This window comes from Bradyrhizobium sp. BR 10261 (assembly GCF_019455395.1).
Lineage (GTDB): Bacteria > Pseudomonadota > Alphaproteobacteria > Rhizobiales > Xanthobacteraceae > Bradyrhizobium > Bradyrhizobium manausense.
This window is the reverse complement of the sequence record NZ_JACOFQ010000025.1, coordinates 45742-61150: the sequence shown is the minus strand read 5'-3', so window position 1 is coordinate 61150 and position 15409 is coordinate 45742. Positions and strand designations below refer to the sequence as shown.

The window sequence follows — 15409 nt, the reverse complement described above, 5'->3', positions numbered from 1 at the left end:
TATGGTTCGCGAAAACGAGCTCCGCGAGGGCGAAATCGCCATCGAGCTGCCGTCCACGGAAGATGCCGGCCTCGTCTTCATCGGCCGCATCCGCACGCCCTGGACCTCGCGGCTGGAAACCCCACGGCAGGGGCGCCAGGACGGCCCGATCTGCCGCCTCGAGATCTTTGAGCCGTTCGTACCGGCGATCAAGGGCGTCGACTTCTACAGCAATCTCGAAGTGCTCTACTGGCTCGACCAGTCGCGCCGCGACATCGTGCTGCAAAGCCCGAAGAACAACGAGAAGACCCGAGGCACCTTTTCGCTGCGCTCGCCGGTGCGGCCCAATCCGATCGGCACCTCGATCGTGAAGCTGGTCGGCATCGAAGGCAATGCGATTCTGGTGCGCGGCCTCGACTGCATCGATAATACGCCACTGATCGATATCAAGCCGGATCGGTGCGAGTTCACCCCATTGGCCGCGGCGCAGGCTGGGGATTCCCAGACGGAGTGACGGTCAGGCCTTCAGTGCCGCGATCAGCTTGGCCGCGTTCTCTTCCAGCACCTTGACGTCTTCCTTGCGGCTCGCGGGCGGCAGCATGGCGACGCCGTCGTGCCGGGGCAACACGTGCATGTGGAGATGAAATACGACCTGTCCCCCGGCGGGCTCGTTGAACTGCTGCACGGTAATGCCGTCGGCCTTGAATGCCTTCATCGCGGCCGCGGCGATCTTGTGCGCGCCGCGGGCGACGTGGGCGTAGTCGTCCGCCTTGATGTCGAGGATGTTGCGGACAGGGGCCTTCGGGATCACCAGCGTGTGGCCTGTTACCCGCGGCATGATGTCCAGGAAGGCGAACACATGCTCGTCCTCGTAGACCTTGTGGCAGGAAAATTCGCCGCGCAGGATCTTTGCGAAGATGTTGTTCGGGTCATAGGCGGTCATGGCGGCGCTCCCGGCAATTTTGAGCTCAATTTTGCGCTTACTGTCACCAGCTGCGCGGGCGCGTCAAGGCGCCTCGTCGATGCCTTTCCGGAACGGGCCGAGTTCGGCCAGCTCCCGCCCAGCCTCCGCGACATAGGCGCGCTCGCGCTTGAGGTAATCGTCGATGGCGCGACGCAGGCCCGGATCAGCGATGAAGTGGGCGGAGTGGGTCGTTCGTGGCAGGTAGCCGCGCGCGATCTTGTGCTCGCCCTGCGCACCGGCCTCGACATGCGCAAGACCATGTTTGATCGCAAAATCGATCGCCTGATAGTAGCAGACTTCGAAATGCAGGAACGGATGATGCTCGACTGCGCCCCAGTTGCGGCCGAACAGCGTGTCCGAGCCGATGAAGTTGATCGCGCCAGCAATCCAGCGCTCGTTGCGACGGGCCATCACCAGCAGCACGTCCTGACTCATGGTGTCGCCGATCAGCGAGAAGAATTCGCGCGTGAGATAGGGCCGGCCCCATTTGCGCGAGCCGGTCTCCATGTAGAATTCGAAGAAGGCGTCCCAGGCGTCCTCGGTGATGTCCTTGCCCGTGAGCCAGTGAATGCTGATCCCTGCGGCAAGCGCATCGCGCCGCTCGCGCTTGATGGATTTGCGGTGGCGTGAGTTCAGGGTCGCCAGGAAATCGTCGAAGGTGGCAAAACCCTCATTGTGCCAGTGGAACTGCTGGTCGGTGCGCTGGAGGAAGCCGTGCTGGGCGAGCAGCTTCCACTCCGCCTCGCGCGCGAAGGTGACGTGCACCGAGGACGCCTTGCTGACACCGCACAGCGCCACCAGGCCGCTCGCCAGCGCTTCCATGATGCGCTCGCGGTCGACGCCGTCGCGCACCAGCAGCCGCGGCCCTGTGGCTGGTGTGAAGGGAACAGAGACCTGAAGCTTCGGATAGTACCGGCCGCCGGCGCGCTCATAGGCATCCGCCCAGCCACGGTCGAAAACGTATTCGCCCTGGCTGTGTGATTTCAGATAGCAGGGCACGACGCCGGCGACGCGGCCCTCGATCTTGGCGACGAGGTGCCGCGGTCCCCAGCCGGTGCGGATCGTGGCCGAACCCGATTTCTCGACCGAGGAAAGAAAGGCGTGAGAGACGAACGGGTTATAGGCGGGCTTTAACAGGCCGAGCGAATCGCCTGGAAGCCCGGATGAGGTTCCCAAGCCATGCCCATTGCAGGCCTTTTCATTGCGAGCCTTGCCAGGATTGGCGCAGGCGTCCCAATCCTCCGGCGAGACTTCGCCAATGGACGGGACCGCCTCCAGGGTGATTTCGGATGATGCCATTGCGCCCAAGATCGTGCATTGCAGCAGCGACTTCAAGGGTTGGCACCATCAAGCTTACGGGACGAAGCCCTCAAAGATCATCTGGTCGGCATATTGCGCGACCCGCGTCCGCTGCTCTGATGTGCGGGTGGTCCAGCCGAGCAGGGCGCAGCCGAAGATATTCCGGGCGATCCAGGGGGCGGGCGCGGGCAGGTCGTCGACCCTGAAAGCGACGAAATGCGGCCGGGTCTGAAAGCCGTGACGCAGGTACAGCATGGTGTCGCGCTGTTCCCGGGTCAGGTACGCCCAGTACTCGTCCTCATAGCTCCGCTGCGCGACGATGCCGCGCGGGCGGGAGGGCAGCAGCTCGCGTAGCGCCAGCACCTGGTCGGGGTCGAAGGACATGCCGACCGCATGGCCCTGATAGGACGCCAGCACCTCGGCCATCCGTTTCACCAGCTTGCGGTCACCGTCAAAATGGCTCTTCACCTCGATCACCAGCGGCACGCGGCCGTCGACCATGGCGCAGAGGTCAGTGAGCGACATCATCCGCTCGGTCGTATTCTTGAACGTGATGGCCTTCAGCTCGGCGGCGGTCTTCGCGACCACAGGGCCGCTGGCGTCGGTGAGGCGGCCGAGCGCATGGTCGTGATGCACCATGGCCTCGCCGTCAGCGGAGAGCTGGATATCGACCTCGATGGCAAAATTGCCTGCGATCGCGGCCTGTACCGCGCCCGGCATGTTCTCGACGATGCCACGGGAGATGTCATGCAGGCCGCGATGGGCGACCGGCCGCGCTGTCAGCCAATCCGGAGCACGCATGAACGTCAGGCGACCTCGAACACGCCTTCGACCTCGACCGCCGCATCCGCGGGCAGCGAGGCGACGCCGACGGTGGTGCGGGCGTGGCGGCCCTTGTCACCGAACGCGGCGACCATCAGGTCGGAGGCGCCGTTCAGCACCTTCGGCCCGTCCAGGAAGTCCGGCGCCGAGTTGATGAAGCCGCCAAGGCGCACCACGCGCGTGACCTTGTCGAGGTCACCGAGTGCGGCCTTGACCTGCGCGAGCAGATTAACGGCGCAGCCGCGCGCGGCTGCGGCGCCGTCCTCGATCGAGACGCCGGCGCCGAGCTTGCCCTTGGCGATCAGCTTGCCTGATGGATCGAAGCAGACCTGGCCGGAGACGAACAGCAAATTGCCGGTCCGTACGAACGGGACGTAATTGGCCACGGGAGAGGGGGCCTCGTGCAGCTTGATGCCCTGTTCCGCCAGCTTCTGCTCGACCGTGCCTGCCATGTCTCGACCTCGATGTCTGAAAACTCGTCCCAACCCGGTGCGTCTGGAACTGCCCGGGCGGCCCTGTTTCGCCCATCGTGCCGCCACATGCAAGCAAGCGTATTGGTCCGCGAGAGGCCGGCGCGCTCTGCATTTTCCTGAGGCAGATCAGAAGGTTCGACGGAGGGGCGCAACTTTAAGTGAAACCGCCGTAGTTGCGACGCAATGGAACGGTCATTATTGTGTCGAATCTGCGCGTCCCCAGGGAATAGATATGGTGCACCTTTTCCGGACTTCACTCGGTGTGATGGCGCTCGCGGTGGCCACTCTCGGCGCCGGCAGCGGCGCGCATGCCGCGAACGGTCCGTTCCTCGCGCACCAGGCGCTCTATGATCTCAGCCTGGTCAAATCGCGCTCCAATTCGATCAACAGCGCGCGCGGCCGCATCCTCTACAATTTCGCCGGAAGCGCTTGTGAGGGCTACACGTCCGAATTCCGCCAGGTCTCCGAGCTCGACAGCGGCGAGGGCAAGATCACGCTGAGCGACCTCCGCTCCAATTCCTGGGAGGATGCCGCCGGGAAAAGCTATCGCTTCAAGATCGAGACGCGGATGAACGAGGCCGAGGCCGGCCTCGTCGACGGCTCGGCGGAGCGCGACGGCGACCACATCAACGTCAAGCTGAAACTGCCGGCGCCGAAGAGCTTCACCCTGGACGGCAAGATCGTGTTCCCGACCGAGCAGATCCAGCGCATCATCGCCGCCGCCAAGGACGGCAAGTCGCTGCTGGAGCTCTCGGTCTATGACGGCTCCGACGATGGCCAGAAGGTCTACAACACGCTGACCGTGATCGGTCAGCCGATCCCCGCCGACCGCACTGGCTCGCCTGATCCGTCGACATCTGACGAGCACATGAAATCGCTGACGCGCTGGCCGGTGACCGTCAGCTATTTCGATCGCGAAGCCCAGCAGAAGGAAGGCGAGCAGACGCCTGTTTACGCGATGTCGTTCGAGCTCTACGAAAACGGCGTCTCCCGCCAGCTCGTGCTCGACTACAACGATTTTGTGATCTCCGGCGCGATGGGCAAGCTCGACGTCAAGGACAGCAAGCCTTGTAATTGAGCGCCTGTGCTGGAGCTGCAGCATACGCGCACTCGACACACGCCATGACCGTCACCCTGAGGTGGCTGCTTCTTCAGCGGCCCTCGAAGTGCGACGGCCCGACGGTCTCCGTGTAGCGGCAGCGGGGCCGTGCATCCTTCGAGGCTCCCCGCGCGGCGCCTCGCACCGCGCGGCTCGCGCCTCAGGATGACAGTGTATCAGTGTCGCGTTGCCTCTAGCTCTCGTCATACACTCCAGCTACGCTCCACCCAACCATAAACGTCGGGAGGAAGCGTTGCCCAAGCTCGATCATCTCCGGCCCAGCGGCCTGCACCACAATCCCGCTTATTCCCACGTCGTCACCGCCTCCGGGGCGCGAACGATCTACATCTCCGGCCAGGTGTCGGTGGACGAAGAGGGGCGGATCGTCGGCGAGGGCGACATCGCCGCGCAGACCACGCAGGTGATGCAGAATCTCGGCCACGCCTTGAAGGCAGCCGGCGCCACCTACGCCAACATCGTCAAGATCACGACCTTCGTCGTCGGCTACAAGCCGGAGCTGCGCCCGATCATCGGCAAGGCCCGCTCGGCCTTCTTCGAAGGCATGGAGCCGCCGGCCAGTACACTCGTCGGCGTCTCCGCGCTGGCCGCGCCGGAATGGCTGATCGAGATCGAGGCGATCGCGGTGGCGGATTGAGACCGCAAGCCGCTTCCGCAAAACTTGAAAACAACCCCATGCACAGTAGAAGCGCCGTCTCGGAACGGCGCGTCATTTCGTTTTTCTAGAATTTACTTTGACCCGTCGGGCAAAACAGGAGTACTGTGCCATCATAGCCATCGTTGCGCGGCAGCGGCCGATCGAGGCAGGCGAGCGGCACCCGTTCTTCAAGGGCCAGCGGAACGACCTGCCGCAGCATCGCATACGCTTTCACGGCGGCTGATCCGCATGGGCAGGCCTTTGGCCGTTCGAAGCGTGATCCGCTGAACCGGCCAGACGTCGGCGTCCGCAGACAGGCGCATATCGAAGTTCCGGATCAGGACGGCCAGGATGATGGTGGCTTCCTGCAGCGCGAAAGAAGAACCGATGCATGTCCGCGGGCCGATGCCGAACGGCAGATAGGTGAACCGCGCAATGGTGGACCGCGCGTCCGGCAGGAAGCGCGACGGGTCGAAAACATTGGGCCGGTCCCATATGGCCCTGTGCCGGTGCAGCACGTAAGGCGCGATCACGATCAGCGAGCGCCGCCCGACTTCGACGTCGCCCAGCAGGTCGCTCTCGAGGGCAGAACGGCTCAGCGCTGCGATCGGCGGGTACAGGCGAAGCGCCTCCTCCACGACCGCTCTGGCTACGACAAGCCGGTCGGCCAGGCCATCAGGCGAAGAGAGCTCGCGCTCGGCCTCTTCGCGGACGCGCGCGCGCCACTCAGGCGATTGTGAAAGCAGAAAGAAAGACCAGGTGAGCGTATTTGCCGTGGTCTCGTGACCGGCTGAAAGAAACGTCAGGATGTTCGAGCGGATCTCCGTCGAATCCAGCCGCTGGCCTGTCGACGGATCGAGCGCCTTCAGCAAGAGCGTCAAAAGATCGTCGGGGGCGTCGTCCCGGGCAAGCCGTTCGTGCCTCATCTGAACGATCCTGTCGATGATCCCCTCGAAATAGGCCATCGTGCGCCGCAGGCGCCCGTGGCCGGGACGCGGCACGAAGGTGGGCACCCCGAGCAGATCGAGCGCCCCGATGCGGCCGACCACGTCGAAGTAAGCGGTCATCGCCGAGCTGAATTCGCCGAGGTCGCCGCCGATTCCGTCGGAGAAGATCGTCAGCGTGAGCACCCTCAGAGTGATCAGGGTCATCTCCGCAGCAACGTCTATCGTGGTTGCTCCCAGCTTCGACCATTTCACCACCAACTCGTCTGCTGCCGTCAGCATCGCTCTCGTGAACGAATTCACCGTCCGCCGCGCGAACAACGGGGCGAGCGCTCTGCGCTGGATCTCCCACCGTTCGCCCTCGACGCTGAGCAGTCCGTCGGCGAGGCCCGAGGAGAGAATCCGGCGCTGGATGGCGTCTTTCGGATAATTCTTCGCATTGTCCATCAGCACGCGCTTGATGGCCTGCGGCTCGTGAACCAGGAACGCGTCAAGGAAAGGAAGGCGAAGCTTGCAAATCGGATCGCGGAAGAAGTCTTCGCTCCAGCATTCCAGCGGATTGCGCCTCAGCCGGATCAGGATGTCGACAAGGCCCAGCCGGCCCTGTGGAGGAACCGGCGCCGGGGGGCAGGGTTCGTTGCGATGCAACATGGGCGGCGAATGACTGAACCAGAATGTCCGAAAACGGGAAAAACCGGCAAAAGGTTCCAACCCTTCACCTTCTACTTGTCGCAGCCCCACGGATCAACCGCGTAAGCTTTTCCGCGCTGACGAAAAGCCTACGCTGCATCCGGAGCCATCGCGCAAGGATGATGCGCTCCGACTTCGACCTTCGGAACGATGAAGATCAGACGCCAGTCTCCCACCCAGCCTAACCATTGCGACGTAGATCACGAACACCATGACATGCGCGAGATAGAGTTGCCAGACGCGCCGCCAGAGGCGAGTCGCGCCGATAAGAAAGCCGTGGTCTCGCATCATGCGGCCGAAAACCAGAGCCGCCGTGTATCCCGATATGAACACGAACAAATCGGCGCCGTCGCTAAAACCGTAGTTGCGTGTTGGTCCAGTTCACGACGTTGTTCGGCATGTGGTTGAGAAAGATTGCCCAGTTTGCGACGCCGCGCAGCAGATCAAGACGCAGATCTCGCCCTTCCGAAAACATGGCTGCAATTTTCATGATTGCTCGCGGGTGTGGTTCCACCTGGCGAGTTCAAGATCGGCGCCTTGCTCCGCAAAGAAAGGCATCACTCCTCATCCAGGCCGAAGTCGAAGGTTGTTGCTGGGCCACCCTTGCGCACAGCGGCAAATCGATCGAGCGCCAGTGTCAGCACGACCGACCTGGAGTTCAAATCAGTAAGGCCAAGCTTCAGTGTTTTGCCGGACTCCAGTTCCGCTATGAGACGCGCATCCACCGGCGCCGCCGCGATGCAGATGTTGGTAAGGCACCAATTGAACGGGATCTGGGTTGGCTGCCCCTGGTCGATCGTGACCTCGGCTCCACGCTGCAGGTCGGCTCCTTGTGGTACGAACAACTGCAAGCGGGCCGGCCCGTCAGCGCGCTGGATCAGGTCGACCCGAGTCACAACCTGATCGAGATCGTCGCTTCCGGTAGATGTCGTCCGGCAGATCGTCGACCCGTCGGACGATTCGAAGCAAAGCTTTTGCCACTCCGAGTACTGTATCTTTTCTGGAACGCGCACTCGCGGAGGGTTGACCCGAAACCCAACCGTGGAAGGAGCGCTCGCTTGCTGTTGTGCATTGCCGGTTACAGAATTTTTATCAAGGAAGTCGCTGACAAGCGGAGACCAGATCGGCACCGCGTCAGGGGAATCGATCATGAAATGACCGTCGCTTCCAAATGCCGGCAGCATGCGATAGTCCGCGCTTCCTCCCGCTGCCAAGAATGCGTCATGCATCCGCTTCGTCAGCTCCGGCCCAAAATAAGTATCGTTCTTTGTGTATATCCACAGCATCGGCACGCGCGCAGTCCGACCGAACTCGCCGGTGGCAGCGACGAGCTTGTCCGGCCCGCAATTGTTGTTGGGCTTGCCGTCCACTCTGCCTCCACGTCCCGCTGCGAACGTGACGATGGCCTGAACTGATGGGGGGTTGAGGCTCGCAAGGGCGATCGACCCCCAGCCGCCGCCCGACTGGCCCACAACGACGACCTTGCCCGGCTGAATGTTCTTCTTCTTGCTCATGTAGTCGATGACCCACTCATTCAGAGTGGCAATCGCGAGGCCGGGACCACGAAAGTTCGGATTGTCGCAGCTGCCGATATGCGCAAACACGGACCCGTAGAGCCCCTGATCTTTATCATCGAGACTGCTGGCGCCATATCGTAGCGGGGAGATGACGAAATAGCCGCGCTTCGCGAACCATTGCGCGGCTGCGCGGTATTCGATGGTCGGGAACATCGTTCGTTCCTGGAGGCCCAGCGCAATCCCGTGGTTCATGATCACGAGCGGAAATGGGCCGTCGCCGACCGGCTTCACGACGAAGGCAAGCACGGGTAGTGCAAAGGGTAGCGCCCAGATTTCCTCTTGAATTCTTGGCGGTGCAGCAACGTCGTCTGCAGCGGCCGGAGAATGGAGAGGCGGCAGACAAGCCAGCAAGATCAGAGGGAAGAGAAGGCGCTTCAGCATCTTCCTGCTCCGTGGCAAGGTTTGCCGCAAGTGGAGATCAGAAGCAAAGGCATCGGAAATCCGCCGCTCCGAGGGGTACCCGAAAGCCTAGGTAGGCGAGATGCGAATTTGTTGATTCAGATCAAGCCTCAAGGTCCAGCAGCGCCAAGGTCGCAAACGGCGGACCGCTGTGTCGTGTTGACGGACTGCTTGTGGCCCGTTTGAGACCTAACGATGAGCACTGAAGATGTCGGCTCATCAGAAGGCATCGCGGCAGGACTAAACCGACGCGATTGCCCCTGAACGGACCTCGACGCTCGATTAGCCTGGCCCCGCGGCGCCACTAACCTCAAGCCCAACGGTGTCGTCAACCCGACGGAACCATGCACCGCAGAGCAATTTAACCCGCAGCGGCCCCTCTTGATTTGAGAATGCAAAGATGAGGAGGACAACATGCCGAACGGGTATTGGATCGGGCGCATCGATGTGATCAAATCCGAATACACCAAAGCCTACGGTCCCGCCCTCGCGGCGGTGCTCCGCAAATACCACGCGAAATTCCTGGTACGCGGCGGCACCTTCGAGGCGGTGGAGGGCAAGGCGCGCGACCGCAACATCGTGATCGAGTTCAAGGACTACGAAACCGCGCTCGCCTGCTACCGCTCACCTGAATACACCAAGGCGAGGGCACTGCGCGCGGGCGCCGTGGACATCGATATCATCGTGATCGAAGGCTACGACGGCCTGCAGCCCACCGATTGAGCCCCGCTTTGGCGGCGCGCACCACGCAGTTTGAACTTTGCCTCGTAGGTCGTTCGCACCGCCGAATGTCTCCTTCGGTCCATCAGCGACGTGACGACACCGCTCATTGAGGTCGGCTTAGCCGGGCGGAACGGACTGGATTTGCTCGCGCGCATCGCAATCGTGCACCCCACCGAAGGGCCAGAGGGACTGACCATCGCGGGTCGTCGCGCCTACAAGGCGTACTTTTATGAACTGAATAAGCTTGACTATATGAAGGCCAAAAGCTCCCCGTGGAGCGGTATTCGGCCCTGGGTCAACTCGACCGCTATGGAGACGTGGCCCGAGCCGCTGTCGAAAACCATCCCGACCTGATCATCTGTCTTGGCAGCCCACTTGCGCTGCGACTTAAACAATTAACGCCTACCATTCCGATTGTCGCTACGAGTGCTGATCCGGTCGCAGCTGGAATTCAGCCGCACAAAGAAATGACACAATGGCCCAGAGGCCGGCGTTACAGAATGGAAATTTCGTAGGCATGCTCTGCGGATGTCTACCGAGACCTAATTTACGACTGGTAAAATCACTCGGAATGATGCTCCGCGCTTGCCGTCCGACGATGCAGTTAGAGTGCCCTTATGATTTTCGACTATTGAGCGGCAGATAGCGAGTCCCAATCCTGTGCCATTCACCTTGGTCGTGACGAACGCCTCAAATATCTGCTCCAACCGTTCTGGATCAATTCCGGGTCCCGTATCGGCTATCTCCAAAACGGCGTTTCCGTTGCCATCCGATTTGGTTTTCAATCTCAATGTCCGATAAGTGGGCTCGACCGCTTCCATAGCCTGTATCGCGTTGCGAATCAGATTGGCGATGACTTCCTCGAGTTGAACGCGGTTAGCCATGATCCGTGGCAATTCCCCGTCCAATTCAATGGTTGTTTGGATGTGACCAAGATCCTCGTGGAGGAGCTGCAATACAGCACGCCCGGCAGCGTTTAGATCGATCGGACTCTTCTCCGCGCCAGCTCTCCCAAAGAGCTGACGTACATTGTTCAGAATTTCATTCGCCCGCTCGACGTCGACGACCATGTCATTCAACGCTGGTCGAACCTCTTCGAGATCAGGTTTGGCGACTTGAAGCATTGCTTGTGCCGCCTCCGCGTTGAGCCGGGCGGAGCTGAGCGGCTGCTTGATCTCATGCGAAATTGAAGCCAATGCCGCTTGCAAGGTCATGAGCTTGTTTTCCTGCTGCCGCAGGAGCTGCATGTTTGCGCGGGCCAATCGATCGTAAAGCCTGGTCGTTTCGCCAAGCAGGCGCACCAGAATGTAAACCGAGGTCGCGAGCAGGAACGTCCGGCCCGCGTAATAGCCAAGAGACCAGCGCGAAATGCTGAAGAAGATCGGAAGTATCTTGTCGGGCACCATCCCACCCAGAACCAGGATCAGCCAGTAATCGAGGATCGAGCGTCGGCGCATCCAGAGGACTGCAATTGCGGCGACAGTGACCGATAGCTCCGCAGCGGAAGCAATAGCGGCCCGCACGGGGATCATGTGGATGCGATCTGGGGCAAAGATGGCCGGCAAAAATTGCTCTCCCGCGGTGGTAACCCAAGTGAGGGCACACACAAGAATGCAGACGAGCGCCACGCACCAACCAATCGCGGGCACCGCCGAACCATGTTCCTTCGCGCGAGGGCGATCCCGGTCCTTGATCCAACCATAGGCCGCCATGAAAGCCGGCGAGCCGATGTGCCAGAAGATGTAGAGCCAGGTTGAGCTCTGTGGGCCCGCGCCCAAGAGGCCGTCCGTCGCAAAGGCGCCCGGAAATGTGAGCGCCTGGGGAATGACGATCAACGCCGTAAAGACGTAACCGCTGGCCAATATCAAAAGGGCAGTTGATCGTGTGATCGAATACTGGGCGAATAACAGCACAGCGGTGATGAGATCATTGGCGAACATGACCGCTTGCACTGAAGGAATGAACGCCGGAAACGGCCTCAACGGTATTTCCGCGAGCGGCGCGACGACGACAAAAGCAACCAGTTGCACGACGGCGAGGATGAGGACCACACGACGTTGCTGCGGCGTCGCGGGCAGGTCCGCGACCGCCAGAATGGAATGCTCGCGGGAGATGGCCTTGTTTTCCACGCGGTGCCTCTCGTTAGCGTGGACGATAGGATTTTGTGCCGAAACAATCCAGATCGCTGGCCTAGCTTTCAGATTACTATCCGAAGAAGTCGATCGACATCGCCTGAGGTCCGCTAGGCGTCAATGGCGCCCCTTTTGACTGACGACCGGGCGTTTCCGGTTTACTCTCGACTGCGGGCTCGCTTCAACGCCCCAACAACCACGTTCCTCAATGCAGAACGCAGTTGCCTCTTGCGTGTCCGCTCTCAATGGTGCGCGCCAGTGACCGGTTCTGGTACGAGTTCGACTTCGATCCCGACAATAGGCCTCGGATCAGGTCATGGCGGGCGCCCTCTGGCGGTTGTCTATCTCCGTCGCGTCAGTTTCCGGGTTCGCGAGACCCCCGACTGGAAACAGCGCGCGCGAGACCTTGCGGATGCTGTTGCGCGGCTTCATCCGCGAGCACGGCGAGCAATCGGCTCCGGTGAGGCTGCTAAATTCCCAACTCAGGCAACTCTCACTCCGACGCGCAGGAAAGTTGCAGGAATAGACGTGGCCTCCTTGCTTCTGTTCTGAGCAGTGAAAAGGCTCTCCATTTCCTTTTGCAGATCCGCCCTGCGTCCGTTCTTGTCCGCCGCTTCGAACGCGTTCATCGTGGGTCCGTAATAGTCCCGGAACACATTGACGAACTGTGCGGGTGTGCCCGGGAAGTTGAACGTGTAAGTATCCCGGACGAAGGAAATGTTTTCCTTTGGGATGCCGGCGGCTCCAAATCTCTCGATAACGTTGCTCTCGACCCCCCAAGTCATGGGGCTGACAAAGCCTTCCGGAGGAGGCGGAGTATATGACGCGGCAATCTTCAATATTTGTGCAACGAGGGTCGGATCGCCCGGAATCCAGTTTCCCATGATGATTTGCCCGCCCGGGCGGGTAACACGCACCATTTCCTTGGCGACATCAAACGGTCGTGGGGCGAACATTGCGCCGAAAATGCTTACTACTCGATCGAAGCTTTGGTTGGCGAGGTCATCAAGGTGGGAGGCATCACCTTCCTGGAAGCGGCAGTTGGAAAGACCCATCTCCTGCGCGCGTTTGTTTCCGGCTTGCACGAGGTTGCTGGCAATATCCACACCGGTCACGTCCGCACCGAGCTGAGCCTGGGGGATAGCCGTCGTCCCGTCACCGCATCCAAGGTCAAGAACCTTGATGCCCTTGGCGGGACCGAGCGACCTTGCAAGTGCGTCGCCACTCTCCCGCATGGTGGACGCGAGCCTGGTGAAGTCTCCCTTTTCCCAGAGTGCCTTGTTAGGATTCGTGCTCATTATTGTTCTCCAGCTCAAGTAGGCCCCACAGGGTCGTCGTCATCGGAACCGCCACTGCACGTCGTTGCGAATGCGCCGCCGACCTTCGCAACGTGACGACAGAACCAGAAAATGGAGCCGCCGGGGCCTGACTGCAGACACGCCATGGATAAGCGCGGCTCGAGCGAGTTGCGGCGGTCCACTGTTGGTCTCGCAAATTGCTTTAAGGGTTCAAATTCCAAGCGCCGTTGAGGAGTTTTTCCCGCAGAGCGGAGCAGATCGCTCCACTGCCGCGCGGCATCGGCAAACCACTTAAGGACGCGATGATCGAATAAGCTGCCTTCGCTTGCGGGGCTACAATGTCCGTTCTTGTCCGTTCTTGGGCCCGTAGCGGACATGGGCTTCGAACACCCTGACGTCCGGTCGGCGTCCAATTTGAGCGACCAAGATCACGGCGAATCTTGGCGAGCTGATCGCTTATCGCTATGGTTCATGAGGACTATCGGAGCCAGGGTGATGATCCGCCGCAAGGGATCCGACGACATCGATGCGCCGGGACCCACTCGGTGGCAGAGCTGTTGGCTCCCGGGCTCGAGTGCATTGCGGTATCGGGTGGGACGACGGTGCGATCGCTATTTCTCAGTGTCCTGGCATTGCTGTTCAGCCTCGTTGCCGGCCAGGCCATGGCGGAAAAGCGCATCGCTTTGGTGATCGGCATGGCCGAATACCGGCAGGTGCCGCGGCTGACCAATCCCGCACGCGACGCCGAAGCGATCGCGGCGCTGTTGCGCAAGGCAGGATTTGACCTGATCGAGAGCAAGCGGGACCTCGGCATCGCCGACCTTCGCCGCGCCATTCGCGAGTTCTCGGAAAGCGCGCGGCAGGCCGACATCGCTGTGGTCTATTACGCCGGCCATGGCATCGAGGTCGACGGAATCAACTACCTGATCCCGGTCGACGCCAAGCTCACCAGCGATTTCGACATCGAGGATGAGACGATCTCCCTCGACCGCCTGCTGCGCGCGCTCGACCCGGCCAAGCGCCTCAAGCTCGTGATTCTGGACGCATGCCGCGACAATCCCTTCGCCACGACCATGAAGCGGACGATCGCCAGCCGTGCGATCGGCCGGGGCCTAGCCAAGATCGAGCCGCCGATGTCGGACACGCTCGTGGCCTTTGCCGCAAAAGCCGGCGCGCTCGCCAGTGACGGGGACGGGCAGAACAGCCCGTTCGCGCTGGCGCTGGTCAAGCACATTACCGAGCCCGGGCTTGATCTCCGCATCGCCTTCGGCCGCGTCCGCGACGATGTGCTGAGTGCGACAGGCAACCGGCAGGAACCCTTCGTCTATGGATCGTTCGGGGGCGATACGATGTCGCTGGTGCCAAAGCCCGTCGATCCCGACGCCGAAGCGCGGATCGACTACGAGCTCGCCGCGCAGGTCGGCACCGTGCAGGCCTGGGAGTCCTTCCTCGCCAAACATTCCTCGGGCTTCCTTGCCAATTTGGCGCGCGAGCAAAAAGCGAAGGTCACCGCAGCCCAGCAGAGCCGGGACAAGGCTGATCAGGCGCGGCGCCAAGCCGAGGAGCAGGCCGCGCAGAAGACGGCCGAGTTCCTCAGGCAGCTCGAAGAGCAGAGCGCGCGCCAGACTGCGGAAGCCAAGAAGAAGCTTTCCGATCAGGCCAAGCGCGAGCTCGACGAAGCGCGTCAGCAGATCGCGGAGCAGGCCAAGAAGGAGCTGGATCAAGCGAGGCAGAAGCTCAGTCTCGCTCAGCAGCAGGCTGATGCGGCGCGGCAGCAGGTCGAGCAGGCGAAGGCTGAAGCGGCCGCGGAAGCCAGCCAGCAGGTCGAACAGGCCCAGCGCGAGAGCCCACAGCCATCGGGCAAAATCGCCGCGCTGACTCCGGACGAGCCGGCCTCGCCATCAGCACCTGCGATGGATCCGGCTGATATCGCGCGCCTGTTGCAAGCGCATCTGAAACGCGTCGGCTGCTACGGCGGCAGCGCCGACGGCAAATGGGACGAGAGCTCCCAGAAGGCACTCGGCTTGTTCAACACAAGCGCGCAAACCAAGTTCGATATCAAGCTCGCGAGCCTCGATGCGTTGGATGCCGTGCGCAGCAAGACCCGACGCGTCTGCCCGCCGGTCTGTCCCCAGGGCGAGCGCGTGGATGGCGATCGTTGCGTACAAAGCGGATGCGGCAACGGCTATGTGCTAAACAACAGCGGCGCCTGCGAGAAGCGTCCGGTGCCGGGGACAAAGTCGAAGGCGATCTCTCGTCAGGATCAACAGGTCACGCCTCATGTGCCATCGCGTCCCAGCGGGGCCGGAAAGTGCTTCACGTTGGGAGGCAAGCAGTACTGCGAATAGAGGCGCG

At 61.6% G+C, this 15409-nt stretch carries 15 protein-coding genes and 1 pseudogene; 7 read left to right on the top strand and 9 right to left on the bottom strand.

The window, feature by feature from the left end:
• The first annotated feature begins 1 nt into the window (after window position 1).
• On the top strand, window positions 2–493 hold the full coding sequence (gene tsaA, locus HYH07_RS26255; RefSeq protein ID WP_220005215.1) for a tRNA (N6-threonylcarbamoyladenosine(37)-N6)-methyltransferase TrmO: 492 nt from the start codon (window positions 2–4) through the stop codon (window positions 491–493).
• 3 nt (window positions 494–496) lie between these two features.
• On the opposite strand, the gene HYH07_RS26250 is transcribed toward tsaA, so the two are convergent.
• The 4 genes from HYH07_RS26250 to HYH07_RS26235 form a co-directional block, all read right to left on the bottom strand.
• Window positions 497–922 (bottom strand): HIT domain-containing protein, encoded by a 426-nt coding sequence (locus HYH07_RS26250; protein ID WP_220005214.1) that lies wholly within the window; start codon window positions 920–922, stop codon window positions 497–499.
• A gap of 63 nt (window positions 923–985) precedes the next feature.
• Window positions 986–2242 carry a GNAT family N-acetyltransferase gene (locus HYH07_RS26245; protein WP_220005213.1) on the bottom strand — a complete coding sequence of 419 codons (1257 nt, stop codon included), beginning with the start codon at window positions 2240–2242 and terminating at the stop codon, window positions 986–988.
• 54 nt (window positions 2243–2296) lie between these two features.
• Window positions 2297–3043: a glycerophosphodiester phosphodiesterase gene (locus HYH07_RS26240; protein ID WP_220005212.1), complete on the bottom strand. Its 747-nt coding sequence runs from the start codon at window positions 3041–3043 to the stop codon at window positions 2297–2299.
• Between the two features lie 5 nt (window positions 3044–3048).
• Window positions 3049–3516 carry a RidA family protein gene (locus HYH07_RS26235; RefSeq protein WP_220005211.1) on the bottom strand — a complete coding sequence of 156 codons (468 nt, stop codon included), beginning with the start codon at window positions 3514–3516 and terminating at the stop codon, window positions 3049–3051.
• 253 nt (window positions 3517–3769) lie between these two features.
• Here HYH07_RS26235 and HYH07_RS26230 point away from each other — a divergent pair, with 253 nt between their 5' ends.
• Window positions 3770–4615, top strand: coding sequence for a cell envelope integrity EipB family protein (locus HYH07_RS26230; protein ID WP_220005210.1), 846 nt, complete (start codon window positions 3770–3772; stop codon window positions 4613–4615).
• 274 nt (window positions 4616–4889) lie between these two features.
• A complete protein-coding gene (locus tag HYH07_RS26225) occupies window positions 4890–5291 on the top strand; it encodes a RidA family protein (RefSeq protein WP_057751440.1) in 402 nt (133 codons plus the stop codon).
• A gap of 188 nt (window positions 5292–5479) precedes the next feature.
• Here HYH07_RS26225 and HYH07_RS26220 read toward each other — a convergent pair whose 3' ends face one another.
• The 3 genes and pseudogenes from HYH07_RS26220 to HYH07_RS36745 form a co-directional block, all read right to left on the bottom strand.
• Entirely contained in the window at window positions 5480–6946 is a 1467-nt protein-coding gene (locus HYH07_RS26220; protein ID WP_228749770.1) for a cytochrome P450, read from the bottom strand.
• 162 nt (window positions 6947–7108) lie between these two features.
• Window positions 7109–7415 (bottom strand): annotated as a pseudogene (gene opgC / locus HYH07_RS26215) (OpgC domain-containing protein); the annotation flags it as partial.
• A 67-nt stretch (window positions 7416–7482) separates the two neighbouring features.
• On the bottom strand, window positions 7483–8883 hold the full coding sequence (locus tag HYH07_RS36745) for an invasion associated locus B family protein (protein WP_220005209.1): 1401 nt from the start codon (window positions 8881–8883) through the stop codon (window positions 7483–7485).
• A gap of 432 nt (window positions 8884–9315) precedes the next feature.
• On the opposite strand from HYH07_RS36745, the gene HYH07_RS26205 reads away from it, so the two are divergent.
• From HYH07_RS26205 to HYH07_RS36850, 3 genes are all read left to right on the top strand, one after another.
• A complete protein-coding gene (locus HYH07_RS26205; protein WP_220005208.1) occupies window positions 9316–9624 on the top strand; it encodes a DUF1330 domain-containing protein in 309 nt (102 codons plus the stop codon).
• Between the two features lie 90 nt (window positions 9625–9714).
• The gene (locus tag HYH07_RS26200; RefSeq protein ID WP_220005276.1) at window positions 9715–9978 is read left to right on the top strand and encodes a hypothetical protein; all 264 of its coding nucleotides are present in this window, start codon (window positions 9715–9717) and stop codon (window positions 9976–9978) included.
• Window positions 9897–10139, top strand: a complete 243-nt coding sequence (locus HYH07_RS36850; protein WP_220005207.1) for an ABC transporter substrate binding protein — start codon at window positions 9897–9899, stop codon at window positions 10137–10139. The genes HYH07_RS26200 and HYH07_RS36850 overlap by 82 nt, the downstream gene beginning before the upstream one ends.
• Window positions 10140–10166: 27 nt before the next feature.
• Here HYH07_RS36850 and HYH07_RS26190 read toward each other — a convergent pair whose 3' ends face one another.
• Window positions 10167–11753, bottom strand: a complete 1587-nt coding sequence (locus HYH07_RS26190; RefSeq protein ID WP_220005206.1) for an MASE4 domain-containing protein — start codon at window positions 11751–11753, stop codon at window positions 10167–10169.
• 485 nt (window positions 11754–12238) lie between these two features.
• Entirely contained in the window at window positions 12239–13054 is an 816-nt protein-coding gene (locus HYH07_RS26185) for a class I SAM-dependent methyltransferase (RefSeq protein WP_220005205.1), read from the bottom strand.
• 545 nt (window positions 13055–13599) lie between these two features.
• Here HYH07_RS26185 and HYH07_RS26180 point away from each other — a divergent pair.
• Entirely contained in the window at window positions 13600–15402 is a 1803-nt protein-coding gene (locus HYH07_RS26180) for a caspase family protein (RefSeq protein ID WP_312016694.1), read from the top strand.
• Window positions 15403–15409: the final 7 nt, after the last annotated feature.